The sequence below is a fragment of the Streptomyces sp. GL_140 genome (assembly GCF_057834465.1).
Window position 1 is genome coordinate 1556947 of sequence record NZ_CM174404.1, and the last position, 23910, is coordinate 1580856.

The window sequence follows — 23910 nt, forward strand, 5'->3', positions numbered from 1 at the left end:
GCGTACGGCGACCGGAAGTGGTTACTCGTGCCGCGTGACGGGAAGTGCTTGGGGTGGCCGTGGCCGAAGAACCTGCCCGCCCGGCCCACCCAAGGGGGAGTACATCCATGCTGAACACCAAGCGCGCCGGTCGCACCGAACCGGAGCCCCTGGAAATCGTCGATGGTGGTTACGCCGACGACGACGAATACCTCGAATACGCCGAGGCGTTCGAGATCCACCACGCGACCTGCCCCGACTGCGGTCAGGCGATCGCCCTCGTCGCGGACGAGGAGTACCTGCCGCAGCACGCCCTCTGCCTGACCCCGTGGAACCCCTTCGGGCTCACGGTGTGCGCGGGCACCGGGCGGCCCGCCTCCGACGCCCTGCCCACCCTGGGCCTCGGTGTCGACGAGGGCCAGGAACTGGAGCCCGTCGTGCACCTGGCGCTGCCGCAGGGGCTGGACTGGCGCACGCAGCCCTTCTCGCACGTCGGCGGCCCCGGCTCGCGTCCGGTGCGGACGCCGGTGCCCACGGCGCTGCCGCAGATGCAACAGCACGCGCAGGCCGCCTGAGCCGCCCGTACGGGTCGGCGGGTAGGAGCTACCAGTACGTTCCCTGCACCATGGCGGCAAGACTGGCATGGTGCAGGATCAGGCTGTCCGGATCCGCGGGGATCTCGACCTCGCCGAAGTGCGCCTGCCGGTAGGCGATCCTCAGCATCACGATCCCGTGCCGCAGGGCGGCGTAGAGGGTGTGGAACTCCATGTCCCGGGGCGTGTGCCCGGTGAGTTCGGCGTACCGGCGCTCGATGTCCTCGCGGCGCAGGAAGTCGGGCAGGCCCGGCTGGCCGAAACTCACGGTCAGGTCCTGGAAGAACCGGTGGAGGTAGACGCTCCAGCCGAGGTCGACCTCGCGCGGTGCGAAGGCCGCCATCTCCCAGTCGAGGACGGCCACGGGCTCGAAGCCGTCGGCGTCGAAGATGACGTTGCCGATGCGGGCGTCGCCCCAGTTGAGCACGGCCGGGCCGCCTTCGTCGGCCGGCCAGAGTTCCTCGAGGCGTTCGAAGGCCCGTTCCAGTAGCGGGGATCGGGATTTTCCCGCCACCACCCAGTCGTAGTAGGTGCGTTGGCCTTCCACGTGGCGGCGCAGCGGGCTGCCCCCGCCCTGCGGCAGCAGGAACTCCGCCTCCTCGGGCGGGAACTGGTCGTGCAGCCGGGCGAGGAGGGAGACGCTCGCCTCCTGGAGCACGGCGCGTTCGGTGTCGCTCGCGGCGTGCAGCCAGTTGCCTTCGTAGGTGTAGGGCATCACGTCGGGCGGTACGCGGCCTTCGGCGCGGGCCATGACGAAGAACGGCGCGCCGAGCGGGCCGGGGTCTTCTTCCAGCCACTGCACGCGCGGGACGGGCAGGTCGGTGTAGGCGGCGACGAGGCTCATCACGCGGTGCTGGCGGGGCATGTCGTAGGTGGGGAAGACGGTGTAGGCGGCCGGGTCGGCGGCGAGGCGCAGTGCGCAGGCCCGGACGGGGGCGTCGGGGTGCTCGATGTCGAAGAGCAGGGTCTCGCTGGACATGCCGTTGGAGCCGGGGACGGAGACGTTGGTGACCTTGGCTCCGGGGAGCTCGCTGTCGAGCCAGGCGGCGAGGCGCCGGCCGAGTTCCTCGGGTTCGCGGGTGGAGGTGCGGGGGCGTGGTGCCGGTCCTGCCATTGGGTACCCCTTCCTGTTCCTGCGTGCGGGTTGCTTCCGCGTGCTTCCGGGCTGGTCCTACGGGGCCACCGAGCCGTAGTCGGTGAAGCCGCTCGGGTCGTGGCGGCCGAAGCTGCCGTGCTCGAAGATGCCGAAGCCGGTGCGGCCCTCGAGGGTGAAGCGGGCCGAGTGGTCGGTGACCCCGAATGCGGCCATGGGGTGGGCCGCGGGGTCGGAGAGGTCGTAGACGCGGCGGTCGGTCCAGTCGTGGCCCTGCCAGGTGCCGTGCTGCCAGTCGGAGGCGGGCGGGTAGCCGGCGCCGACGGCCAGCGGCGAGGAGTTCAGGATCTCCACGCCGAGCTCCAGGGGCTTGCGGCCGGCCGGGTCGGTGAGGTGGACGACGGCGCTCTCGGGGTGGCGGCTGCCGGAGCGGTAGCGGATGTCGGTGTGCGGCCAGCCGAGCTGCACGTCGTGCTTGCCGCTGCCTTCGGGGAACACCTGGACGGCTTCGCTGAGGCCGCGCAGGCCGTCGGCGTCCTCCTGGGCGATGACCATGAGGAAGCGGTCCTCGAAGCGGACGGGGATCCAGAGCCAGTGGAAGCCCTCGGGGCGGTGTTCCTCGGCGGCCCTGCCGCCGTCCTCGCCGGGGATGGGGCGCACGCCCCAGCTGCGGTCCCGGGTGCCGGTCCACTCGGCGGTGTCGAGGGTGAACTCCTCGCCCTTGGCCCGGATGGTGCCGGTGACGTTGCCGGCCTGGACGAAGCGGCGTCCTTCGAGGATGAGCCGGTCTCCGCGGCGCTGGGTGTGGTGGGGCTCCCAGACGGCGGGGAACTCGGCGGTCCAGGTGATGTCGTACGAGAGCCCGTCGGGGTCGTCCGGGTCGGCGGCACAGGTGAGGCCGATGCGCTTGAGGGGTTCGTCGATGGTGATCCGGAGCGGTCCGACGGAGAGGTTCATGCGGTCGTCGCCGAGGGCGTCCGAGGCGCGGACGGTGAGGAGTTCGTCGCCGACGCGCAGGGTGGCGTAGGCGTCGATGACGCCGGCGTTGGGATAGACGCCGAGACCGAGGATCAGGACGGCGCGGCCGGCGTGGTCGAAGACGTGGAAGATGCAGCGGTCGTAGGCGTTGCGGTCGCCGGTGACCAGGTGCTTCATCGACAACGGGGCCTGGTGGATGGGGTATTCGTCCAGCGATATGGGCCGGTCGGCGGGCATGACGAACCTCCGGGTGTGGGTGCGGGGCATGCGGGAGCTGGCACCTTGAGCGGAGTTGACGGTACGTCAGATCGGGGGGCGGGGACCAGAGGTGTGGCACAGACTGTCAGGAAGACACGTCGTGCGGCGGGGTGGGGATGCCCGGCGGGGATGCCCGGCGGGGACATCCGGCGGGACGCTCGGCACCGACCGGGGGTGCAGGGTCGAACGGATGGGCGGGGTTACCCGCGGATCCGGTGGAGCGTTGGCCCGGCATGACCACGATGGAGAGTTCCACGCCGAGGGTGGGGCGCCGACGGAGGGCGCCGGCCGCGGAGCGCGAAGAATCGCTTCGGCACGCACCCGACCCGCCCATCTACCGCGCGCTGCTCACCCACTGGGCCCAGGACGGCCGGACCGTGCCCGGGCGGCGCGATCCGGAGTGGACCAAGATCGCTTCCTCGCCCATCTGGCCGACCGGCCCCTTCTTCGTGGGCTGAACCCGAAGAAGGGGCCGGGAGGGCCAGGAAGGCCCGGAGAGCCAGGAGGACCCGGAAGGCCGGGCCGCGCAGGAGCCGCGTGACCCTACCGGGACTCGGGACCCGCCAGGTGACGGGCGATGACCATGCGCTGGATCTGGTTCGTGCCCTCCACGATCTGGAGGACCTTCGCCTCGCGCATCAGCCGCTCCACCGGGAAGTCGGCCGTGTAGCCGTAGCCACCGAGCACCTGGACCGCGTCCGTGGTCACGGCCATCGCCGCGTCGGTGCAGAACAGCTTGGCCATCGCGGCCTGCCGGGAGAACGGCTTGCCCGCGTCCCGCAGCCGCGCCGCCGCCAGGTACAGCGCGCGGCCCGCCTCGATCTTCGTCGCCATGTCGGCCAGCATGAACCGCAGGCCCTGGAAGTCGGCGATGGGGTGGCCGAACTGCTTGCGGTCCAGCGCGTAGGCCAGGGCCTCGTCCAGCGCGGCCTGGGCCACGCCGATCGCGCAGGCGGCGATGCCCAGGCGGCCCGCATCGAGGGCGGCCAGGGCGATGGTGAAGCCCTGGCCCTGCTCGCCGATGCGGCGGGTGTCGGAGACCCGTACGCCGTCGAAGTGCAGCTGGGCGGTGGGCGAACCCTTCATGCCCATCTTCTTCTCGGGGATCGCGGCGGTGAGGCCCGCGGCGTCGCCCGGCACCAGGAAGGCCGTGATGCCCTTGGGGCCGTCCACGCCCGTGCGGGCCAGGACCGTGTAGAAGTCGGCGACCCCGCCGTGGGTGATCCAGGCCTTGGTACCGCTGATGATCCACTCTTCGCCGTCCCGGACCGCCTTGGTGGTCAGCGAGGCCGCGTCCGAACCGGCGCCCGGCTCGGAGAGGCAGTACGCGCCGAGCAGGCCGCCGCCGAGCATCGCGGGCAGGTGGGCGCCCTGCTGCTCCTTGGTGCCGTAGCCGGCCAGGCCGTGACAGGCCAGGGAGTGCACGCTGACGCCGAGCCCGACGGTCAGGCGGGCCGCGGCCAGCTCCTCCAGCACCTGGAGGTAGACCTCGTACGGCTGGTCGCCGCCGCCGTACTCGCCGGCGTACGGGAGGCCGAGCAGTCCGGACTCGGAGAGGAGCGTGAAGATCTCCCTCGGGAAGGTGCCGCGGTCCTCCTCCTCGGCGGCCCGGGGGCGGATCTCCCGCTGCGCGATCTCGCGTACGAGTGCGAGCAGGTCGCGGGACTCCTCGGTCGGCAGCGATCGGTCCACCTGCTGCGGCGCGCGGTCGGTCATGGCAGCGCTCTCCTCACTCGCAAAGCACGGGGCGACGCGTGGGGGTGGGACGCGTCACCGGGTCTCGGGGCTCACAACCGATGGTGCCCTCCCGGATCGCGGGAAGTTCCAGTTCAAGTGGCTGCGGCGGTTGAGTATGCCCGATCAGGCGCTTCCCGTCACGGGTGCGAGATCATCCCCACGGAGATCGCCCGCACGCGGATCGCTCCCCCGGAGCTCGTCCTCGGCCGCGGGCGGCGCCGGGCACTCGGGGACGAACTCCTCGATGACGGCGAGCGTCGCGCGCAGCGTGCGTACGAGCAGGGCGCCGAACCCGGCCCGGTCGGGGCGGCCGGGAGCGCCCGGGAGATCGTCCGCCGAGCCGATCCAGTCGAGGGTGCTGCCCTCGACCCCCGCCAGCCAGCCCACGAGTGCCAGCCGGGCGAGCGGGGGCACGGCACGGTGGCCGTACGCGCCCTCGGCGATGGCCGCGATCAGCTCCTCGCGGACGGCGTCGCGGATGGCCAGGACCTCGGAGTCGGAGCCGACGCCGCCGGTGACGATGGTGCGGTAGGCCGCCTGGTGGTGTTCGGCGTAGTGCAGGTAGCCGTCGATGGTGCCGCGCACCCGCTCGGCGTTCGGGACGTCGCTCTCGCCGCCGGCGCGGGCGACCAGCTCGGCGACCGAGTCCTCGACGATGGCCAGGTAGTAGCCGCGTTTGCTCTTGAAGTAGTAGTAGATGAGGCCCTTGGCGACGCCGGCGTGCTTGGCGATGTCGTCCATGTTGAGCGCGTCATACGAGGTGTCGGCGAACAACTTGCGCCCGATCGCTATCAGTTCGGCTCGCCGAACCTGCGAACGCCCGGTCGTTCCACGCTGTTGACTATTATTCAAATTCAGCCCTAGCCTCGAACTGCCACAGGATGCCCGAAGTATGGCAGACCCCTCCTGTGCACTCCCCTTTGCACCTTGCACCTTGCACCTGGGTCTTACAAGATTTTCGTAGCCGGTGATCGCTTCGAGCTGGATGTCAGCTGAGCAGGATGCGTTGGCGTAGGAGGCGGTGCCCGGCGCGGCCGTAGGTCTGGCGTTTGAGCAGTTTGATCTTGTTGTTGACGCCTTCGGTGCGGCCGTTGTGCCAGGGAAGGGTGAGGGCGTGGTCGACGGCCGCACGGTCGCGTTCGAGGCCGGTGGCGTAGGAGTGCAGGAAGGGCAGGTCCGCGGTCCGAACCCTGGTGATCCAGCCGGTCAGCGCGCGGGCGTTGGCCGGTGCCGGGGTGAGCAGGGAGGCGAAGTCGCCCAATGCCGTGGCCAGCGCCGTCATCTGCGGACAGGCTCCGGCGAGCTGGTCGCGCAGTACCAGCTGATCCTCGCGCAGGTGGACGGGGTCGGTGAGCAGGAGGCGGGCGGCCTTGCGCATGGAGAGGCTGGCGTGGTCGGCCTCGACCCGGCCCTGGGTGATGAAGCGGACCAGGAGGTTCGCGCTGCCGGTGTAGCCCAGCTCCTTGATCTCTCGCAGGAGGTGGGTGACGGGCACTGCCGGGTCCTCGGTCCGGCGTCGGCGCAGGTGGTCGCGGTAGGGGTCGACCAGGGTGGGCCGGTACTGCGGTGCACGGACCATGCGCTCGGGCTTTGCGTGACGGGCATAGCGCTTGACGGTGTTCAACGCGAGGCCCAGGCGGCGGGAGCATTCCAGCAGGCCGGCGCCGGCATCAAGCAGCTGATGGACCTGGTGCCACCGCTCGAGGGTGGTCTGCGCACGAGTGCCCTCCCGAAGCGGCGGACCGGCCTTGGCCCAGCAGGCGCTGTGTGCTGCGACCTCCCTCTGTGCCGCCTCGGCCAGGCCGTGCCACAGGTGCCAGCGATCGCAAACTTGAGTGATCGCGGGGTCGGCATCCGTCGTGGCCTGGGCAAAGCCCCCAGCGCCATCCCGGCAGACCACGTGGATGCCGGGGTGGGCCTGCAGCCAGGCAGTCACCGTCTCCATCCTGCGGTCTGGCAGGACATCGATCCGCTCGCCGGTGGTGGCGTCGATCAGAATGGTGGCGTAGTGGTGGCCCCTGCGCAGGGCGAACTCGTCGATGCCCAGCACCCGCGGGACTGGCCGTGGCGGCGGCGTGATGCGCATCAGGCAGTTCAGTACGCTCGCCCAGGTCAGCACGTGGTGCAGCACACTCAGCAGCCGGGCTCCGGCCGACCCGGCCAGTGCCACGGCGACCGCGTTGACCACCGCCTGCAGGGCCGGAGTGCGGCGCTGGTAACGCCGGGTCAGCCCCGGGACCTGCTCGACGAAGGTGGCCTTCTCGCAACCAGGGTTCTCGCAGTACAAGCGGCGCACCGATAAGTCGATCACGACCGCACGGCCACCCACCGCCTCGTCCGCGACATGCCGCTCGTATCGAGAGTGCGCCCAATTCGACGGTTGCCCACACGCCGGACATGCCACCGGAGCGTCATCCCTGGTCCGGGCCGTGATCCTCAGCAGATCCTCGCTGGCCTCCACCCGCTCGACCTGCACCGCGGCCAGCTGCGGCAGCAGGTCCCCCACCCTCACGACACACACAGCCAGCATCTCACCGACAACCAGCCAACACCACAGGCAAGTTGAAGCGATCACCGGCTACGAAAATCTTGTAAGACCCTTGCACCTTGCACTCCCCCTGCGCACCGGACGACGTACGGGAGGAACACATCATGGGCAACAGCAGGAAGAGCACGACCAGAAGTACGCCTGAGGGCCGGGTCAACTGGAAGAAGACGGCCGCCGCCGCGATGCCCGCGGTCGTCGCGGTCGGGGCGATGGCCATGGTCATGGCGCAAGGCGCGCTCGCCGCCTCCTTCGCCGTTTCGGGGACCAGTTTCCAGGTCTCCTCGTCCAAGCTGAGCAGCAAGGGCCTGGCCTCCTACGTGCAGACGGACCGCTCCGTCGACGGCAAGGGGCACCCGGTCGCACTGCTCGGCATCGGCGAGGCCACCCTCTCCGACATCTGCCAGGCCGCCGAAGTGGACACCCCGCTCGGCAAGGTGACCTTCAAACTGACCGCCGGCGGCCCGGCCGGGGACGTCACCGCCAGCAACCTCGTCATCGACGGCGAGGACCTGGCCGGCGACGCCACCTTCGGCACCGCCCAGATCGGCCGCGACGCCTCCACCCTCGACCAGGTCAGCGGGGTCACGGGCGAGGCCGGGAAGTTCGCGCTGCAGGCCGGGAACATCGAGGTCGTGGACGTCAAGTCGCACGCCTGGTCCGCGACCGGCGGCAACTTCCACCTCAAGGGCATGAAGCTCAACGTCAGCCTGGACGGCAAGAAGTGCTTCTAGGCCTACGCCGACCGGCCGGGCCGGGGACCGGGTGGCTGGAGCAGCGGCTCCCGTACCCCGGCCCCCGGCGGCGGCTGCGGGAGTGGCGCCGCACCCGCCCGTTCTGGGGCGGGCTGCTGGTGATCCTGGGCGGGACCGAACTGCTGCTGGTCCCGCTCTCCCCGCTCACCATCCTGGTCAGCCTGGGTCTCGGCGGGATCGCAGCGATCGGCATCGGCATCGCGCTGATCGCCGCGGGCCTGTTCCTGTGGCTCCTGCCGCAGACCCGGGCGTACGTCTCCGTCCACGCGCTGCTGCTGTCGGTGCTGTCCTTCGTGGCGACCAACCTCGGCGGCTTCCTGCTCGGCATGCTGCTGGGCATCGCGGGCAGCGCCCTGGCCTTCGGCTGGACCCCGCTGGCGGATCCCGACGAGGGCGAGGAGGGACCGTACGTTCCGAGCCTGGACGGCAGCGGGCCGCGCACGCTGGCCGCGGCGCTGCCGGTGGTGCTGCTCGCCGCGCTCGCGACGGCCACGGGCGCCCCGCCGGCCAGGGCGGACGCGTCGGCGGCGCCGACGGCCGCGCGCACCCCGCCGACCGTGACCACCTCCCTGTTCGCGCCCCGGGGTTTCGCCTTCGCGGGCGTCACCCAGGTGCCCACGGTGGACGGCCCGTTGAAGGTGCTGGTGCTGCGGATGCAGGCGGCCACGCTCACCGACTACCGGCTGCGCACCCGCGACGGCGGCGAGGAGTACGGGCTGGCCGCCAAGACCCTGAACCTGAGCGGCGACGTCACCTTGTACCTGACGAGGTTCAGCGGCTGCATCGAAGGGCTGCTCTGCGTCACCTTCAGCCCGGACGGACTGCCCGCTCCCCCGGTGATCCCGCCGTTCGTCTTCATGACCCAGGTCAGCGCGGAGCAGGCACTGGTCACCGCCGACGTGATCAGGACCGACGGGCTACGGCTGGAGGCGTCGTGATCCCCGTACAGGCGGCGCCGTTGTGGGCCTACGCCGTCGGCGCCACCTTCGCGGTGGCTGCCGGGCGTCAGCTCCAGTGGTGGGAGCGCCCGGTGCAGGGTGAGGGGTCTGTTTCGAGGCCGCGCGGCCAGCCCGTACCGGCGCTCACCGTGCTCTACGCGGCCCCGCTGCCCGCCCCGGGCCGGGACATACCTGCTGTGGCAGAAACAGCCAAAGGCTGGAAAGGTCAGAACCAGCCGACCTGGGTGACGAACATGGCGATGACGACCACCAGGGTCCAGCCGAGCACGTGCTCCAGCCAGGCGGAGCCGTCCTCGGGTCCGCCGGTGCGGGCCAGGTTGCGGGCACGTGAGGTGAGGGCTGCGCTGTCTGCGGTCATACCGTCCAATGTGACAGCGGGCGCGGCGATCGCGGTAGAGACGATGGTCACTCGTGGCATGCCTCACGCCCCCGGCCGCGCGGTGCGGGCGGGGGCGTGAGTGGCAGGGGCTCGTGGGATCAGGTGGCGCGGTCGCGCCCCGCCATGCCCGCCATTGCCAGTGCGAGGCACAGGGCGATGCCGCCGGCGATCACGTTGCTCACCACCGTGCGGGTGGTGCTGACGTCCCCGGCGATGACGAACGGCGCGACGATCGTCCAGGCGGCGAGACCGACCGCCGTCCAGGCCATCGCGTGGGTGCGTTCGTAGGCGGAGCCCAGTCCGCTCATGCACAGGCAGTACGCCAGGCCGGCGATCAGGTTGTTGATCGCCAGCGAGCTGAGTCCGCTGAATCCGGCGATCCAGGGCGAGGCGGCGATGTACAGGCCCGTGAGGAGGGCCAACGCCTCGACGGCCTGGGCGGCCGGGGTACTGGTGACGCGCTCGAACCGGCTGCGCATCTCGGCCAGGTCGGGGTGGTGTTCGATGGAGTGGGTGGTCATGGCGGGCCGCCTCCTATGAAGCGTGAAGCCTTTACGCGACCTTTATGCCCTTATCGTCCGCTTGTCATACATTCGGGTCAACTGGAATTTTTCACAGCACCCCGACCGCCCGCAGCGCGAGGATCTGCGCCGGATTCGGCCGGGCCGGGCCGTAGAGGTAGCAGACGCCTCCGGTGCCGGAGACGACCTTGCCCGCCGTGTTGTGGCGCTTGGTCCGCAGCCAGTTGTTTTCAAATTCCCTGCGCCGGTAGACGCGGCGCACGGCCTGGTTGTCGCGGGAGTTCGGGTCGTTGGCGATCACGTCGCCGGCCGCGGTGAAGCCGATGACGGTCATCAGGTGGCCCGCCGTGCCGTAGCCCGCGCCCGTGAGCTCCTCGGCGGTGAAGGACTGCGAGGTGATGGCCGGGATGCCGACCCGCACCAGGGTCTCCAGGTCGGCGAGGGAGCCGAGCCGGGTGACGACCCCGGCCAGCTGCCGGTAGGTGGCGGCGTAGGCGGCGTTGAAGGGCCAGTTCCCGCAGCCCTTGTACGCGGCGTCGTAGGTGGAGCGGGCCGCGTGGCAGACCTGCGGGTCCGCGTAGCCCTTCTTGACCCAGGTCAGGGACTTGGCGCTGGCCCTGCGACCCCAGAACTCGATGATCATCTGGGAGGAGGTGGGGCTGCACCAGGCCTCGCCGCCGTTGTCGTACTCGGGGTACTGGCCCGCATGCGTCTCCTGCGAGTACCGCGGGACCTTCAGCTCGTGGGCGGCCGCACCGGAGGGGACGGACGCGGGGACGGTGAACCGGTCCGGGAGGTCGGAGACCATGGCGCCCGCCAGCCAGACGGTCGGGGTGTTCTTCGCGCCGGGCTTGCGGTAGAGCGTCAGGCGCAGCCGCCAGTCCTTGATCCGCAGCCCGCCGGCCTTCGCCGGGGCGTCCAGGGCCAGGGTGTCGGTCCAGACGGTGGACTTCCCGTCGGTCTGGCCGTCCACGGAGGTGCGCCGGATGTCCGCGTCGCCGGAGGCCCACCGGCCCATGACGTACCAGGGGGTGGCGGCGCCGTTGCTGTAGGTCCCGCGCAGTTCCGCCTGGAGCCAGGTTCCGGTCGGGGTGCGGGCGTTCCAGGAGGCGATCGCCTCGGTGGCGGGCACGGTGGAGGCGTGCACCGGGGAGGTCCAGGTGGCGTACTCCCAGGTGCTCTTCTTCCCGGTGTGCGGGTCCACATACTCGGTGCGGCCGGCCGGGGTCTTGATCTCCAGCCCGGGACGGGCGCCGCCGATGGCGGTGGTGCCCTGGTGGATGCCGGCCTGCCAGTGGGCGTACGAGTACCAGAACCGGTTGTCCACCATCTTGCGGGTGGCCCCGGCAGCGGCATCGGCTGTCACCGCTTCGGCCGGGGCGGGGATCGGGGCCGGGGCCTCGGCTGCGGCCTGGGACGCGGGGTCCGGGCCGGTACCCGCCCGCGCGGGTGCGGCCGAGGCGCGGCCGCCGGGGACGGTGGCCGCGGTGGCGGCCGCGAGGGCCACTGCCAGCAGGGCCCGGCGAGGTGTGGGTGCGGTCATCGGAGTGGCCCCCAGGGGTCGGTGCGGTGGTGGTCCCACCCTTCCAGTTCCCGTATGCCGGGCGGCGAAGCCGCGGGGTCGTGTCGGGGGTGACGGGGCGCCGCCGCTGTCGGGACCGCCCTGCGGGGCCCGTCCCCTACCCACCCCTCCGCCGTTCCCCGGGGCTCCGCCCCGGACCCCGCTCCTCAAACGCCGGAGGGGCTGAAATTGCCCATACCCTGGGCGGGTGGAAGCTCAGGAGTCACACCAGCCCCTTCATGCCCTCGCGCGCGAGCTCACCTCGCTCGCGCCCTCGCTGGGGCCCGTGCGGCTGGTCGGGATCGACGGGCATGCCGGGTCCGGGAAGAGCACCTTCGCGGGGCGGCTCGCCGAGGCTCTCGGGGGCGCGCCCGTGCTGCACCTGGACGACGTGGCCAGCCACGAGGAGCTGTTCGGCTGGGACGAGCGGCTGCGCGTCCAGGTGCTGGAGCCGCTCGCCGCGGGACGGCCCGCGCACTGGGCCCCGTACGACTGGGTCGAGCGGCGCTTCGGACCGGACCGGGTGCTGGAGCCGGCTCCGGTGCTGCTCGTCGAAGGGGTCGGCGCCGGGCGGCGTGCGTTGCGGCCGTGGCTGGCGCGGCTGCTGTGGATGGAGATGCCGCGTGCGAAGTCCTGGGGGCGCGGGCGAAACCGGGACGGGCGTGAACTTTCCGACTTCTGGGACGGATGGGAGCGCGCGGAGCTCGCGCACTTCTCGGACGATCCTTCGCGCCCCTTCGCGGACACTCTGGTGCGGCAGAGCGGTACGGGATACGAGTGGTCTTCCGGGACTGCTGCGATCGCGGGAACCCCCGGTTCCGTCACCGAGGGTGACGGACTCCCCCGCACCTGACGGACCCCCCGGACCGGCCCCGCCGCAGGCCCCCGCCCGCTCCTTGACCCGGGGGCCGCACCGGCCTTACGTTCTGAATGAGCGGCTCTCACCGGCCGCCGCGGACGCGGAGCCCCCGATCGTTCCCCCGTGATCGGGGGCTTCGTTCTGCCCCCGATCCGCCTCGGATCCACCCCTCGACGGCCTTTCGTGCCGGGTTCGCGCGGGTCGGAGCGCCACGGATCCTTCACCCTGCGTCACCATTTACGCCATGGGCGCACAGCCGAACCGTCTGCGCCGCACCCTACGTAAGGTGCGTAACCGCAGGTACGATGCACCCCTGATTTCATCGGGGCCGGGCCAACTCGCGTGCTCATCGCGGGGGTTGCCGCGCACCACGGGGGCAGGCTTGTGGGGGACGTGATGGATTTCGCCGCGGTGGGCAGCGCACACGCCCCGGCCGAACTCGCCTGGCTGCGAGGAGTGGACGCCTGCACCATGGGCGCCTACCCGCAGGCCGAGGAGGAGTTCCGCACGGCCGTACGACTGGATCCGGCGATGGCGGACGCCTGGCTGGGCCTGCACGCGCTGCGCGTCGACACCACCAACGCGTTACTGCGCATGTACGCCCACCGGGACCGCTTCGGGGAACAGCGGACCCGCCACCGGCGGACCCTGAACTCCTGGTACTGGCTGGGCTGGTGGGTGCAGCCGGTGCTGGAGAGCCGGCGCGACCTGCTGCTGGCCCATGCCTCGCACTGGCTGGACGGCCGCCACGTGCCCGAGCTGGACCAGGCGCTGGCCGCGCTGCCGCCCGTGGACACCGACCCCCAGGTGCGGTTCCTGCACGCCTGTCGGGCCTATCTCGTCAAGGACTGGGAGCAGTTGGTGCGGCACACCGACTCCCTCGTCGACGATCCGCTGCTCGGCATCGAGGCGGGCCTGTTCGGCGGGATGGCCCGGGTCCGGCTCGAGATGTACGGGCAGGCGGAGCCGCTGCTGTCGGCTTCGCTGATGCGGTGCCGCAGCGAGCAGCCGCAGCGCAAGGAGTTGCGGTACTGGCTGGCGCGGGCGCACGAGGGGACCGGGCGCAGCGCGGCGGCGCTGCCGCTGTACCGGGCGGTGCACCGGGTGGACCCGGCGTTCATGGACACGGCGGCCCGGCTGACGGCGATCGAGGACAGCGAGGACGCCGACGGTCTCGCCGGGTACGCGGGCGTCTCGGGCTACGAGGGCCTCGGCGGGCACGGCCCGTCCCCGTCGGGCGGGGACTTCGCCGCGGTGGCGCTGGGCGGCGGCGGCCCGGTCCAGGACATCGCTGCCGACGGGCAGGTGGAAGCGGACCCGCTGTCCCCGCTGGAGCCGCCGGAGCCCCGGCACGGCCCCGGCGCTCCGGCCGTTCCCGCCCCCGGCCGCCCCGGCGGCGTGCGCCGCAAGGTGGCGCTGCCCTCCCAGCCTGGCCCGGCGGGGCTGCCGGCCGGGCCCGCGGATCCGGAGGCGCTGGCCGAGGCGCTCGCGGAGCTGGAGCGGATGGTGGGCCTGGAGCCCGTCAAACGGCAGGTGAAGGCGCTCTCCGCGCAGCTGCACATGGCCAGGCTGCGTACGGGCCAGGGGCTGCCCGTACAGCCTCCGAAGCGGCATTTCGTCTTCTCGGGACCCTCCGGCACGGGCAAGACCACGGTGGCGCGGATCCTGGGCCGGGTCTTCTACGCGCTGGGCCTGCTCGGCGGCGACCACCTCGTGGAGGCGGGGCGCGCGGACCTGGTCGGCGAGTTCCTCGGGCAGACCGCCGTGAAGGCGAACGAGCTGATCGACTCGGCGATCGGCGGGGTGCTGTTCGTGGACGAGGCGTACAGCCTCTCCAACTCCGGCTACAGCAAGGGCGACGCGTACGGCGACGAGGCCCTCCAGGTGCTGCTGAAGCGGGCGGAGGACAACCGCGACCACCTGGTGGTGATCCTGGCGGGCTATCCGGCGGGGATGGACCGGCTGCTCGCCACCAACCCGGGGCTGTCCTCGCGGTTCACCACCCGGGTGGACTTCCCGAGCTACCGGCCGCTGGAACTGACCGCGATCGGCGGGGTGCTGGCGGACGCCAACGGGGACCGGTGGGACGCGGAGGCGCTGGAGGAGCTGCGGAGCATCAGCGGGCACGTGGTGGAGCAGGGGTGGATCGACGAGCTCGGCAACGGCCGGTTCCTGCGGACGCTGTACGAGAAGAGCTGCGCGTACCGGGACTTGCGGCTGGCGGGGTTCCCGGGTGATCCGACCCGGGAGGACCTGTCCACCCTGCGGCTGGCCGATTTGATGCAGGCCTACGGGGAGGTCCTGTCGGGCCGTGGCCCCCAGGAACGGCCCGAGCCGCCGCCGCTGTAGCCGCTGCGCGGAGCTGCTCCCCGCCCCATCCCCCAGACTCCGTCCGGGGGGACCCCCAGTTCCACCCTTCCCCGGGCGCTGCCCGGACCCGGTCCTCAAACGCCGGACGGGCTGGATTTGCCGCTGCGCGGCAAATCCAGCCCGTCCGGCCCCCGCTCCGGCCGCCGCCTACACGCTCCGCGCGTACCCCCGGTGGGCCGGGTCGCGGACCTCGCCGACCAGGGTCTCCAGGACATCCTCCATGGCCACCAGGCCCAGCACCCGGCCGGACGGGTCGGCGACCTGCGCCAGGTGGGTGGCGTCGCGGCGCATGACGCTGAGGGCGTCGTCCAGCGGGAGCGTCGAGCAGACCGTGGTCATCCGGCGCCAGACGCGCTGCGGCACGGCCCGTTCCCGCTCCTCCAGGTCCAGTACGTCCTTCACGTGCAGGTAGCCCATGAAGGCACCGGTCTCGGCACGGACGGGGAACCGGGAGTACCCGGTGCGGACCGTCAGCTGCTCGATCTGGCGCGGGGTGACGGAGGGGCCGACGGTGACGAGCCGGTCCCGGGCGAGGAGGACGTCGGTGACGGGGCGACTGCCCAGTTCCAGCGCGTCCTCCAGGCGCTCCTGCTCGACCGGCTCCAGGAGCCCGGCCTGCCGGGAGTCCTTGAGCAGCCGGCCCAGCTGCGCGGAGGTGTAGACGGCCTCGACCTCGTCCTTGGGCTCCACCTTGAAGAGCTTCAGGACCAGCGCGGCGCAGGCTCCGAGGGCCGTGGTGACCGGCCCGCAGACGCGGGCGAAAGCCACCAGGCCAGGGCTGAACCACAGCGCGGTCTTCTCGGGTGCGGCCATGGCGAGGTTCTTGGGGACCATCTCGCCGATGACCAGGTGCAGGAAGACCACGGCGGCGAGCGCGAACGCGTAGCCGAGGGGGTGGATCAGGCCTTCGGGCACGTGCGCGGCGTGGAATACGGGCTCCAGCAGCCGGGCCACGGTCGGCTCGGCGACCGCGCCGAGGGTGAGCGAGCACATGGTGATGCCGAACTGCGCGGCGGCCATCATGCGCGGCAGGTTCTCGAGCCCGTGGAGCACCTGGCGGGCCCGCTTGGAGCCGGCCGCGAGGGGCTCGATCTGGCTGCGGCGGACGGAGACGAGTGCGAACTCGGCTCCGACGAAGAAGCCGTTGGCCAGGACGAGGAGCAGGGCGAAGAGGAGTTGGAGCGCGTTCACCGGACACCCGCCGACTGCAGTTCGGCCGGGGCGGGAACCGTGCCCAGCGGGGCGGTGCGCACGAGGCGGACCCGTTCGGCCCGGAAGCGGCCGACCTGGCGGACGGAGAGCTTCCAGCCGGGGAGCTCGGCGCGGTCCCCGGGGGCGGGGATGCGGCCGAGCAGGTCGGCGACGAGGCCGGCGACGGTCTCGTAGGGGCCTTCGGGGACCTCAAGGCCTATCCGGCGCAGGGTCTGCACCCGGCAGCTGCCGTCGGCCTCCCAGGAGGGGCGGCCGTCCTCGGTGGGCACGGCTGCCAGTTCCGGGCTGCCGTCCTCGGCGATGTCGTGCTCGTCGCGGACCTCGCCGACGAGCTCCTCGACGATGTCCTCCAGGGTGACCACCCCGGCGGTGCCGCCGTACTCGTCGACGACCACGGCCATGGGCTGTTCGCTGCGCAGCCGTTCCAGCAGCGGCTGCACCGGCAGGGAGCCGGGCACCAGCAGCGGGGCGACGCAGATCCGGCTGACGCTGGTGCGGGCGCGGTCGGACTCGGGCACGGCGAGGGCATCCTTGAGGTGGACGACCCCGGTGATCTCGTCGATGCGCTCGCGGTAGACCGGGAAGCGGGACAGGCCGGTGGCACGGGTCAGGTTGAGCACGTCGGCCGCGGTGGCCGTGTGCTGGAGGGCCTTGACCCTGACCCGGGGGGTCATGACCAGCTGGGCCGTGAGCTCGCCCAGCGAGATGGTCCGTACGAAGAGGTCGGCGGTGTCCTGTTCCAGGGCGCCGGCCTGGGCCGAATGGCGGACCAGGGAGACCAGCTCGCCGGGGGTCCGGGCGGAGGCCATCTCCTCGGTCGGCTCCACGCCCAGGGCGCGGACCAGCCGGTTGGCGATGGCGTTGAGGGCCGCGATGACCGGCCGGAAGGCCCGGGAGAAGGCGTGCTGCGGGCCGGCGACGAAGCGGGCCACCTGGAGCGGCCGGGAGACCGCCCAGTTCTTCGGGACGAGCTCGCCGACGACCATCTGGACGGCGGAGGCGAGCAGCATGCCGATGACCACGGCGGCGCCGGGTACGGCGCCCTTGGGGAGGCCGGTCGCTTCGAGCGGCCCGGCCAGCAGGGCGGCGAGGGCCGGTTCGGCGAGCATGCCGACGACCAGGGAGGTGATGGTGATGCCGAGTTGGGTGCCGGAGAGCTGGAAGGACAGCTCCCGCAGGGCGTTGACGACCGTGCGGGCACGGCGGTCGCCTTCGGCGGCGGCTCGTTCGGCCTCGGGTCTCTCCACCGTGACGAGGCCGAATTCGGCTGCCACGAAGAAACCGTTGGCGAGGATCAGGGCGAATGCCGCCGTGAGCAGGAGTAGCGGGATGGTCATGCCGCCGCCTCCACTGGGAGGGCGGCGCGGGTACTACCGGACGATCCGTCCATTGCTGGAGGGAGTCACTCCTCAAGTCGCAGGTGTCCACGGGCCGCGGGATCCCGGGGCCGGTGGGAGGGCGCACTGTCGCGCCCCCGTACCAGGGTAGTCACTGAGATCGTCCCCGCAATGGGACGCAGCGACGAGGTCGGGCGGGGTCAGTCGTTCTTTGAACCGGTTCCGCGGGCGTCGGCGAGGGCGCGCAGGGCGCGGGCGTCGGCGATCGCCTGGGCCTTGGCGACCCCCGGCTGGATGCCGAGGGCGGGCAGGCTGGTGCCGTCGCTGAGGTCGAGGAAGACCCACGCGTCGCCGGGGCGGAGGTTGACGCGCACGATCTGCGCCCACTCCAGGCGGCGGGTGTTGGTGAGGTTGACGACCGTGACCCCGCCCTCGTCCGCGACCACCTTGGGGCGGCTGAGCAGGACGAGGACGGAGGACAGCAGCACGGCGGTGAAGATGAAGCTGATCCGCTCGCCCGGGTGCAGGGTGTCGAGGACCAGGGCGATGGCCGTGATGGTGAGGAACATGGCGAGGCCGACGCCCAGCAGGACGGCCCGGGTGCGGGTCGGCCGGAAGGTGACCGGCAGGGTGGGCGGTACGGGCTGGGCGGCGTCGGCCATGTTCGTCAGATGCCTTCGGGTGGTGCCAGTGGGGTACGGCGGCGCGGGGCGGCTGCCCCCGCCGTCAGAGGCGGCAGGCGTGGATCGAGGTGGTGAGGATCGCGCGCGCGCCGAGCTCGTACAGGTCGTCCATGATCCGCTGGGCTTCCTTGGCGGGGACCATCGCGCGGACGGCGACCCAGCCCTCGTTGTGCAGCGGGGAGACGGTCGGCGACTCCAGGCCCGGGGTCAGGGCGACCGCGCGCTCCAGGTGCTCGGCGCGGCAGTCGTAGTCCATCATCACGTAGCTGCGGGCGACCAGGACGCCCTGGAGGCGGCGCAGGAACTGCTGCGCGCGCGGGTCCTCGGGGTCGGTGCCGTTGCCACGGATGACCACGGCCTCGGAGGTCATGATCGGCTCGCCGATGACCTCCAGGCCGGCGTTGCGCAGGCTGGTGCCGGTCTCGACCACGTCGGCGATGATCTGGGCGACGCCGAGCTGGATGGCGGTCTCGACCGCGCCGTCGAGGTGGACGACGGAGGCTTCGATGCCCTTGTCGGCGAGGTGCTTGGCGACGATTCCCTCGTACGAGGTCGCGATGGTCATCCCGTGGAAGTCCTCGGGGCCCTTCGCGGTGCCGGGGATGGTCGCGTAGCGGAAGGTCGAGCGGCCGAAGTTCAGCGGCAGGATCTCCTCGGCGCTGGCGCCGGAGTCGAGCAGCAGGTCGCGGCCGGTGATGCCGATGTCGAGCTTGCCGGAGGACACGTAGATCGCGATGTCCTTGGGGCGGAGGTAGAAGAACTCCACCTCGTTGTCGGGGTCGACGACCACGAGCTCCTTGGACTCCTTGCGCATCCGGTAGCCGGCCTCATGGAGCATCGCCGACGCCGGTCCGGAGAGAGAACCCTTGTTGGGGACGGCGATGCGCAGCATGGGGCTTCCTTTGGTGCGTAGGTGCGAAAGGGTGTGCTGGTTACGTGTGCGGGGCGTGCGGATGCCCCGGCAGCGTGTGCCGGGGCCCGCGCGGACTGCTCCGGTCTAGAGGTGCGCGTAGACGTCGTCGAGGGAGATTCCGCGCGCCACCATCATCACCTGGACGTGGTAGAGCAGCTGGGAGATCTCCTCGGCGGCGGCTTCCTTGCTCTCGTACTCGGCTGCCATCCAGACCTCGGCGGCCTCCTCGACGACCTTCTTGCCGATGGCATGGACGCCCTTGGAGACGAGCTCGGCGGTACGGGAGGTGCTGGGGTCGCCGTTGGCGGCCTTGAGCTGGAGCTCGGTGAAGAGTTCTTCGAAGCTCTTGGTGGGTGTGTTCGCCATGATGCCTTCAGAGTAAGGGTTCACCCGGGGCCCCCGGTGCCGGGGTTCATTCCTTGGACTACCGCCAGGGCTCGCTGACGGTGCGCAGGGTCATGGCAGTGGAGACGGCGGCGGTGACCGCTTCGTGCCCCTTGTCCTCGTTCGACCCTTCGAGTCCGGCACGGTCCAGTGCCTGCTCGTCGTTGTCGCAGGTCAGTACGCCGAAGCCGACGGGGACTCCGGTGTCGATCGACACCTGTACCAGGCCCTGGGTGACGCCCTGGCAGACGTAGTCGAAGTGCGGGGTTCCGCCGCGGATGACCACGCCGAGGGCCACGATGGCATCGTAGCCGCGGCCCGCGAGCACCTTCGCCACGACCGGGAGCTCGAAGCTGCCGGGGACGCGCAGCAGGGTGGGCTCGTCGATGCCCAGCTCGTGCAGGGCCCGCAGGGCGCCGTCCACCAGGCCGTCCATGACCTTCTCGTGCCACTGGGCCGCGATCACGGCGACTCGCAGGTCTCCGCAGTTCTTCACGCTCAGTTCGGGTGCGCCCTTGCCGCTCACAGCTCTGCTCCTCGTTGCGTTGTGTGTACGTCGGTCGGTTTGTAGATGTGGTTCTACTGGTTGCCGCAGGCGGACGTGGTGGCCGCGTCCAGCCAGGGCAGGTCGTGGCCCATTCGGTCCCGCTTGGTGCGCAGGTAGCGCAGGTTGTGCTCGCCGGCCTCCATGGGCATCGGCTCCCGGTCGGAGACCTTGATGCCTCCCCGGACGAGGGCTTCCGCCTTGTCGGGGTTGTTGGTCAGCAGCCGGACGCTGTGGACGCCGAGGTCGGCGAGCATCTGGGCGCCGGCGGCGTAGTCGCGGGCGTCGGCGGGCAGGCCGAGTTCCAGGTTGGCGTCGAGGGTGTCGCGGCCGCGCTCCTGGAGCTCGTAGGCGCGCAGCTTGGACAGCAGTCCGATGCCGCGGCCCTCGTGACCCCGCAGGTAGACGATCACGCCGCGTCCCGCGGCCTGGACCCGCTCCATGGCCGCGTGCAGCTGGGGGCCGCAGTCGCAGCGCTGCGACTGGAAGATGTCGCCGGTCAGGCACTCGGAGTGCATCCGGACCAGGACCTCCTCGCCGTCGCCGATCTCGCCGTGGACGAGGGCGACGTGCTCGACCCCGTCGACGGTGGAGCGGTAGCCGTAGGCCGTGAACTGGCCGAAGGAGGTCGGCAGGCTGACCTCGGCCTCGCGGCGGACGGTCGGCTCCGCGGAGCGGCGGTAGGCGATCAGGTCCTCGATGGAGATGATCGTCAGGCCGTGCTTGCGGGCGAAGGGGATCAGCTCGGGCAGCCGCAGCATGACGCCGTCCTCGCCGGCGATCTCCACGATGGCGCCGGCCGGACGCAGCCCCGCGAGCCGGGCGAGATCGACCGCGGCCTCGGTGTGGCCGTTGCGGACCAGGACCCCGCCGGACTTGGCGCGCAGCGGGAAGACGTGGCCGGGGCGGACGAAGTCGCCGGGGCCCGAGACTCCGTCGGCGAGCAGCCGCAGGGTGGTGGCGCGGTCGGCGGCCGAGATGCCGGTGGTGACCCCGTGCGCGGCGCTCGCGTCCACGGAGACCGTGAAGGCGGTCTGCATCGACTCGGTGTTGTGGTGGACCATCTGCGGGAGTTCGAGCCGGTCCAGCTCCGGGCCCTCCATCGGGGCGCAGATCAGGCCGCGGCACTCGCTCATCATGAACGCGACGGTCTCGGGGGTGGCCTTCTCGGCCGCGATGACGAGGTCGCCCTCGTTCTCGCGGTCCTCGTCGTCCACGACGACGACCGGGCGGCCGGCCGCGATGTCCCGGATGGCCTGCTCGACGGGGTCGAGCCGGAAGGGCTCGGAGTCGCTCGCGTCGGGCACGGGCGTCAGGACGGGGTTCAGGGAGGTCATGCCGTTGCTCCTTCCAGGGCCGGGGCGGGGGTGGTGCGCGAGCGCTGGTACCAGTCGTAGGCACCCCAGACGACGAGGGCGAAGTACACGACGTAGACGAGGCCGGAGAAGGCCAGTCCGCTGTTGAAGGCGAGGGGGACGCCGACCAGGTCGACGAGGAGCCAGGCGAACCAGAACTCGACCAGGCCGCGGGCCTGGGCGACCATCGCGACGATGGTGCCGACGAAGATGTAGGCGTCGGCCCACGGGCTCCACGACAGGCTCGGGACGAGGGTGAAGAGGCCTCCGACGGCCAGGGTCCCGGCGGCCGCGCCGGCCAGCAGCAGCCCGCGCTCCTTCCAGGTGGCGGTGCGGACGGCGATGGAGCCGTCCTGGGCCTTCTGCTTGCCGAGCTGCCAGGCGCGCCAGCCCCACACGGCCACGCCGATGACGAGGAGCTGCTTGCCGACTCCGCCGGCGAGGTGCGCGGAGGCGTAGGCGCCGACGAGTATCAGGCCGGACAGGAGCTGGGCGGGCCAGGTCCATATGGAGCGGCGCCAGCCGAGGGCGAGGGCGCCCAGGCCGATCAGGTTGCCGATCATGTCGGACCAGATGACCTTCTGCCCGAAGACCTCGAAGGCCTCGGTGTTGAGCCAGGTCAGGGCGCTCACTTCGACTCCCCCGTGGTGTGGAGCGGGTCGACTCCGGCGGCCAGCAGGCGCTCGACGTACTTGGCGAGGACGTCGACCTCCAGGTTGACCGGGTCGCCGGCCTCCTTGATGCCGAGGGTGGTCAGCGCGAGGGTGGTCGGGATGAGGCTGATGGTGAACCAGTCGGCCGCGGCCTCGACCACGGTGAGGCTGACGCCGTCGACGGTGATGGAGCCCTTCTCCACCACGTAGCGGGAGAGGTTCGCCGGGAGCGCGATCCTGACGAGTTCCCAGTGCTCGGAGGGGGTGCGGGAGAGGATCTCGCCGGTGCCGTCCACGTGGCCCTGGACCAGGTGGCCGCCGAGGCGTCCGCCCAGCTCCATGGGGCGCTCCAGGTTGACCCGGGAACCCTTGGTCAGCGCCCCCAGGCTGGAGCGGTTGAGGGTCTCCTGCATGACATCGGCGGTGAACTCGCCCTCGGCGGTCTCCACGACGGTCAGGCAGACGCCATTGACGGCGATGGAGTCGCCGTGCTTGGCGCCCTCGGTGACGAGGGGGCCGCGCAGGCGGAAGCGGGAGGCCTCGGGGAGTTCCTCGACGGCGGTGACTTCGCCCAGTTCTTCGACGATTCCGGTGAACACTCAGTGCTCCTTGAGGGCGGTGTGGGAGGTCAGGACGGTGGGGACGGACTGGACCACCGGGACGGCGGTGACACGGATGTCCGTGCCGATGCGGACGGTCTCGGTGATCCGGAGCCGGAGCGCTTCGGTGAGGGTGCCGATGCCGGCGTCGGCGAGGGCGTTCGGTCCGGCGCCGAGGAGGACGGGGGCGAGGTAGCCGACGACCTTGTCGACCACGCCCGCGGCGACGAAGGCCCCGGCCAGGGTCGGGCCGCCTTCGAGGAGCACGGAGCGGACCCCGCGCCGGTGGAGCTCGCCGAGCAGGGCGTCCACGGAGATCCCGTACCTGTCGTACGGGAGCCGGGCGAGCTCCACTCCGGCCAGGTGGCGGGTATCGGCGTCCTCGGCGACGGCCACCAGGGTCGGGGCGGCGTCGTCCAGCACCCGGGCGGTGGGCCGGATGGTGGCGTGGGTGTCGAGGACCACCCGCAGCGGCTGGCCGCCGGGGGTGACGCCGTCGGGTCCGCGCACCGCGAGGTGCGGGTCGTCGGCGCGCAGCGTGCCGGAGCCGACGACCACGGCGTCGGCCTCGGCGCGCAGCCGGTGGACGTCGGCGCGGGACTCGGCGCAGCTGATCCAGCGGCTGGTGCCGTCGGCGGCCGCGACGCGGCCGTCGAGGGTGGCCGCGTACTTCCACAGGATGTACGGGCGCCCGAGCCGTACGGAGGTCAGCCAGGGGGCGTTGCCCTCCTCGGCCTCCGCGCGCAGCAGCCCGGCCTCGGCGGTGATCCCGGCGGCGCGCAAGGTGTCGGCCCCGCCGCTGGCCTGCGGGTTCGGGTCGGGGACGGCGTAGAGGACGCGGGTGATTCCGGCCTCGATGAGCGCCTGCGCGCAGGGCCCCGTACGGCCGGTGTGGTTGCAGGGTTCGAGGGTGACGTAGGCGGTGCCGCCGCGGGCGGCGGGGCCTGCGGCGCGCAGGGCGTGGACCTCGGCGTGCGGGCCGCCGGCCCGCTCGTGCCAGCCTTCGCCGACGACGGCGCCGGAGGCGTCGGTGATCACGCACCCGACGACCGGGTTGGGGCTGGTGGAGCCGGTTCCGCGGGCGGCGAGCTCGATGGCACGGGCCATGGCCCGCACGTCGAAGGCACGGCCGTCACGGGCATCGCCGTCGGATGTGCCGCTGTACTGCGCGTCGGCGTCTGTCGCCACCGGGTCCTCCTGCCTCATCGGGCACGGACTCCGGGGCCTGTCGGGATACGACAGATGAAGCGGGTAGCACACGCGGGGACGCCGAGGCCGAAAACACGGTCCCCTCGGTCGCGCGTCCCGAGGGATGCGCCGATGGAACCGCCGACGGCGGCGTACCGGTGACTGGCCCGCCGCGCACTGCCTCCCATCCGGACTTTAACCGTCGGTCCAGGAATTTCACCTGGTCAACCGGCCGCTGGCTGCGGACGGGTCGCGGACTATACCGCCGGTTCGGAATTACACCGACCCCGGAGTGCGCTGCTACTGGTACTGCAGCCAGTGTGCCACGGGTGATCGGCGGCCACGCGAGTGAGTCAATGTGGCCTGGGTCACACATCACCCTCTCTTGAGCGATTCCATTGCGCCATCCGGCAGAGCCCTCCCGGCATCCGGACACCGGGCGCGACGCCTCCCGC

24 protein-coding genes and 1 riboswitch are annotated in these 23910 nt (G+C 71.7%); of the genes, 6 read left to right on the forward strand and 18 right to left on the reverse strand.

From position 1 onward, the window contains the following. The first annotated feature begins 107 nt into the window (after positions 1-107). Complete coding sequence (locus tag AC3IYJ_RS07210; protein ID WP_489400504.1) at positions 108-554, forward strand: hypothetical protein; 447 nt, start codon at positions 108-110, stop codon at positions 552-554. 28 nt (positions 555-582) lie between these two features. On the opposite strand, the gene AC3IYJ_RS07215 is transcribed toward AC3IYJ_RS07210, so the two are convergent. Together AC3IYJ_RS07215 and AC3IYJ_RS07220 are read right to left on the reverse strand one after the other, a co-directional pair. Continuing rightward, the gene (locus AC3IYJ_RS07215; RefSeq protein WP_489400505.1) at positions 583-1686 is read right to left on the reverse strand and encodes a phosphotransferase family protein; all 1104 of its coding nucleotides are present in this window, start codon (positions 1684-1686) and stop codon (positions 583-585) included. A 57-nt stretch (positions 1687-1743) separates the two neighbouring features. Continuing rightward, positions 1744-2880: an Rv3169 family protein gene (locus AC3IYJ_RS07220; RefSeq protein ID WP_489402726.1), complete on the reverse strand. Its 1137-nt coding sequence runs from the start codon at positions 2878-2880 to the stop codon at positions 1744-1746. Positions 2881-3134: 254 nt separating this feature from the next. Here AC3IYJ_RS07220 and AC3IYJ_RS07225 point away from each other — a divergent pair, with 254 nt between their 5' ends. Then, positions 3135-3359 (forward strand): hypothetical protein, encoded by a 225-nt coding sequence (locus AC3IYJ_RS07225; RefSeq protein WP_489400506.1) that lies wholly within the window; start codon positions 3135-3137, stop codon positions 3357-3359. An 85-nt stretch (positions 3360-3444) separates the two neighbouring features. On the opposite strand, the gene AC3IYJ_RS07230 is transcribed toward AC3IYJ_RS07225, so the two are convergent. The 3 genes from AC3IYJ_RS07230 to AC3IYJ_RS07240 all read right to left on the reverse strand — a co-directional run bounded on the left by AC3IYJ_RS07230 (position 3445) and on the right by AC3IYJ_RS07240 (position 7168). After that, positions 3445-4617, reverse strand: a complete 1173-nt coding sequence (locus AC3IYJ_RS07230) for an acyl-CoA dehydrogenase family protein (protein WP_489400507.1) — start codon at positions 4615-4617, stop codon at positions 3445-3447. A gap of 144 nt (positions 4618-4761) precedes the next feature. After that, the gene (locus tag AC3IYJ_RS07235) at positions 4762-5490 is read right to left on the reverse strand and encodes a TetR/AcrR family transcriptional regulator (protein ID WP_489400508.1); all 729 of its coding nucleotides are present in this window, start codon (positions 5488-5490) and stop codon (positions 4762-4764) included. 136 nt (positions 5491-5626) lie between these two features. Further along, positions 5627-7168, reverse strand: coding sequence for an ISL3 family transposase (locus tag AC3IYJ_RS07240; RefSeq protein ID WP_489400509.1), 1542 nt, complete (start codon positions 7166-7168; stop codon positions 5627-5629). Positions 7169-7368: 200 nt separating this feature from the next. On the opposite strand from AC3IYJ_RS07240, the gene AC3IYJ_RS07245 reads away from it, so the two are divergent. Both AC3IYJ_RS07245 and AC3IYJ_RS07250 read left to right on the forward strand, forming a co-directional pair. Continuing rightward, complete coding sequence (locus AC3IYJ_RS07245) at positions 7369-7917, forward strand: DUF6230 family protein (protein WP_489402727.1); 549 nt, start codon at positions 7369-7371, stop codon at positions 7915-7917. Further along, positions 7908-8876, forward strand: a complete 969-nt coding sequence (locus tag AC3IYJ_RS07250) for a DUF6114 domain-containing protein (protein WP_489400510.1) — start codon at positions 7908-7910, stop codon at positions 8874-8876. Before AC3IYJ_RS07245 ends, AC3IYJ_RS07250 begins: the two co-directional genes overlap by 10 nt. Positions 8877-9102: 226 nt before the next feature. Here the strand turns inward: AC3IYJ_RS07250 and AC3IYJ_RS07255 are convergent, their stop codons facing one another. From AC3IYJ_RS07255 to AC3IYJ_RS07265, 3 genes are all read right to left on the reverse strand, one after another. After that, on the reverse strand, positions 9103-9255 hold the full coding sequence (locus AC3IYJ_RS07255; RefSeq protein WP_489400511.1) for an SCO1431 family membrane protein: 153 nt from the start codon (positions 9253-9255) through the stop codon (positions 9103-9105). Positions 9256-9374: 119 nt separating this feature from the next. Further along, positions 9375-9797, reverse strand: coding sequence for an SPW repeat protein (locus tag AC3IYJ_RS07260; protein WP_489400512.1), 423 nt, complete (start codon positions 9795-9797; stop codon positions 9375-9377). 91 nt (positions 9798-9888) lie between these two features. After that, entirely contained in the window at positions 9889-11340 is a 1452-nt protein-coding gene (locus AC3IYJ_RS07265; RefSeq protein WP_489400513.1) for a C39 family peptidase, read from the reverse strand. Between the two features lie 226 nt (positions 11341-11566). Here AC3IYJ_RS07265 and AC3IYJ_RS07270 point away from each other — a divergent pair, with 226 nt between their 5' ends. Together AC3IYJ_RS07270 and AC3IYJ_RS07275 are read left to right on the forward strand one after the other, a co-directional pair. Next, positions 11567-12211 carry a uridine kinase family protein gene (locus tag AC3IYJ_RS07270; RefSeq protein WP_489400514.1) on the forward strand — a complete coding sequence of 215 codons (645 nt, stop codon included), beginning with the start codon at positions 11567-11569 and terminating at the stop codon, positions 12209-12211. A 402-nt stretch (positions 12212-12613) separates the two neighbouring features. Then, positions 12614-14566: an AAA family ATPase gene (locus AC3IYJ_RS07275; RefSeq protein ID WP_489400515.1), complete on the forward strand. Its 1953-nt coding sequence runs from the start codon at positions 12614-12616 to the stop codon at positions 14564-14566. A 168-nt stretch (positions 14567-14734) separates the two neighbouring features. Here the strand turns inward: AC3IYJ_RS07275 and AC3IYJ_RS07280 are convergent, their stop codons facing one another. From AC3IYJ_RS07280 to ribD, 10 genes are all read right to left on the reverse strand, one after another. Continuing rightward, positions 14735-15778 carry a hemolysin family protein gene (locus tag AC3IYJ_RS07280; protein ID WP_489400516.1) on the reverse strand — a complete coding sequence of 348 codons (1044 nt, stop codon included), beginning with the start codon at positions 15776-15778 and terminating at the stop codon, positions 14735-14737. Then, positions 15775-17136: a hemolysin family protein gene (locus AC3IYJ_RS07285; protein ID WP_489400517.1), complete on the reverse strand. Its 1362-nt coding sequence runs from the start codon at positions 17134-17136 to the stop codon at positions 15775-15777. The genes AC3IYJ_RS07280 and AC3IYJ_RS07285 overlap by 4 nt, the downstream gene beginning before the upstream one ends. Before the next feature lie 200 nt (positions 17137-17336). Next, a complete protein-coding gene (locus tag AC3IYJ_RS07290) occupies positions 17337-17798 on the reverse strand; it encodes a PH domain-containing protein (RefSeq protein WP_489400518.1) in 462 nt (153 codons plus the stop codon). 64 nt (positions 17799-17862) lie between these two features. After that, on the reverse strand, positions 17863-18711 hold the full coding sequence (hisG, locus tag AC3IYJ_RS07295; RefSeq protein ID WP_389696226.1) for an ATP phosphoribosyltransferase: 849 nt from the start codon (positions 18709-18711) through the stop codon (positions 17863-17865). Positions 18712-18816: 105 nt separating this feature from the next. Next, a complete protein-coding gene (locus AC3IYJ_RS07300; protein ID WP_489400519.1) occupies positions 18817-19098 on the reverse strand; it encodes a phosphoribosyl-ATP diphosphatase in 282 nt (93 codons plus the stop codon). A 58-nt stretch (positions 19099-19156) separates the two neighbouring features. Then, positions 19157-19642 carry a 6,7-dimethyl-8-ribityllumazine synthase gene (gene ribH, locus AC3IYJ_RS07305; RefSeq protein WP_007262951.1) on the reverse strand — a complete coding sequence of 162 codons (486 nt, stop codon included), beginning with the start codon at positions 19640-19642 and terminating at the stop codon, positions 19157-19159. 53 nt (positions 19643-19695) lie between these two features. Further along, positions 19696-20997, reverse strand: a complete 1302-nt coding sequence (locus AC3IYJ_RS07310; RefSeq protein ID WP_489400520.1) for a bifunctional 3,4-dihydroxy-2-butanone-4-phosphate synthase/GTP cyclohydrolase II — start codon at positions 20995-20997, stop codon at positions 19696-19698. Further along, the gene (locus tag AC3IYJ_RS07315; protein WP_330295323.1) at positions 20994-21647 is read right to left on the reverse strand and encodes a nicotinamide mononucleotide transporter family protein; all 654 of its coding nucleotides are present in this window, start codon (positions 21645-21647) and stop codon (positions 20994-20996) included. Before AC3IYJ_RS07315 ends, AC3IYJ_RS07310 begins: the two co-directional genes overlap by 4 nt. Beyond that, entirely contained in the window at positions 21644-22267 is a 624-nt protein-coding gene (locus tag AC3IYJ_RS07320; RefSeq protein ID WP_489400521.1) for a riboflavin synthase, read from the reverse strand. The genes AC3IYJ_RS07315 and AC3IYJ_RS07320 overlap by 4 nt, the downstream gene beginning before the upstream one ends. Then, positions 22268-23374, reverse strand: coding sequence for a bifunctional diaminohydroxyphosphoribosylaminopyrimidine deaminase/5-amino-6-(5-phosphoribosylamino)uracil reductase RibD (ribD, locus tag AC3IYJ_RS07325; protein WP_489402728.1), 1107 nt, complete (start codon positions 23372-23374; stop codon positions 22268-22270). 251 nt (positions 23375-23625) lie between these two features. Beyond that, positions 23626-23755: riboswitch (FMN riboswitch) on the reverse strand. Positions 23756-23910 lie beyond the last annotated feature (155 nt).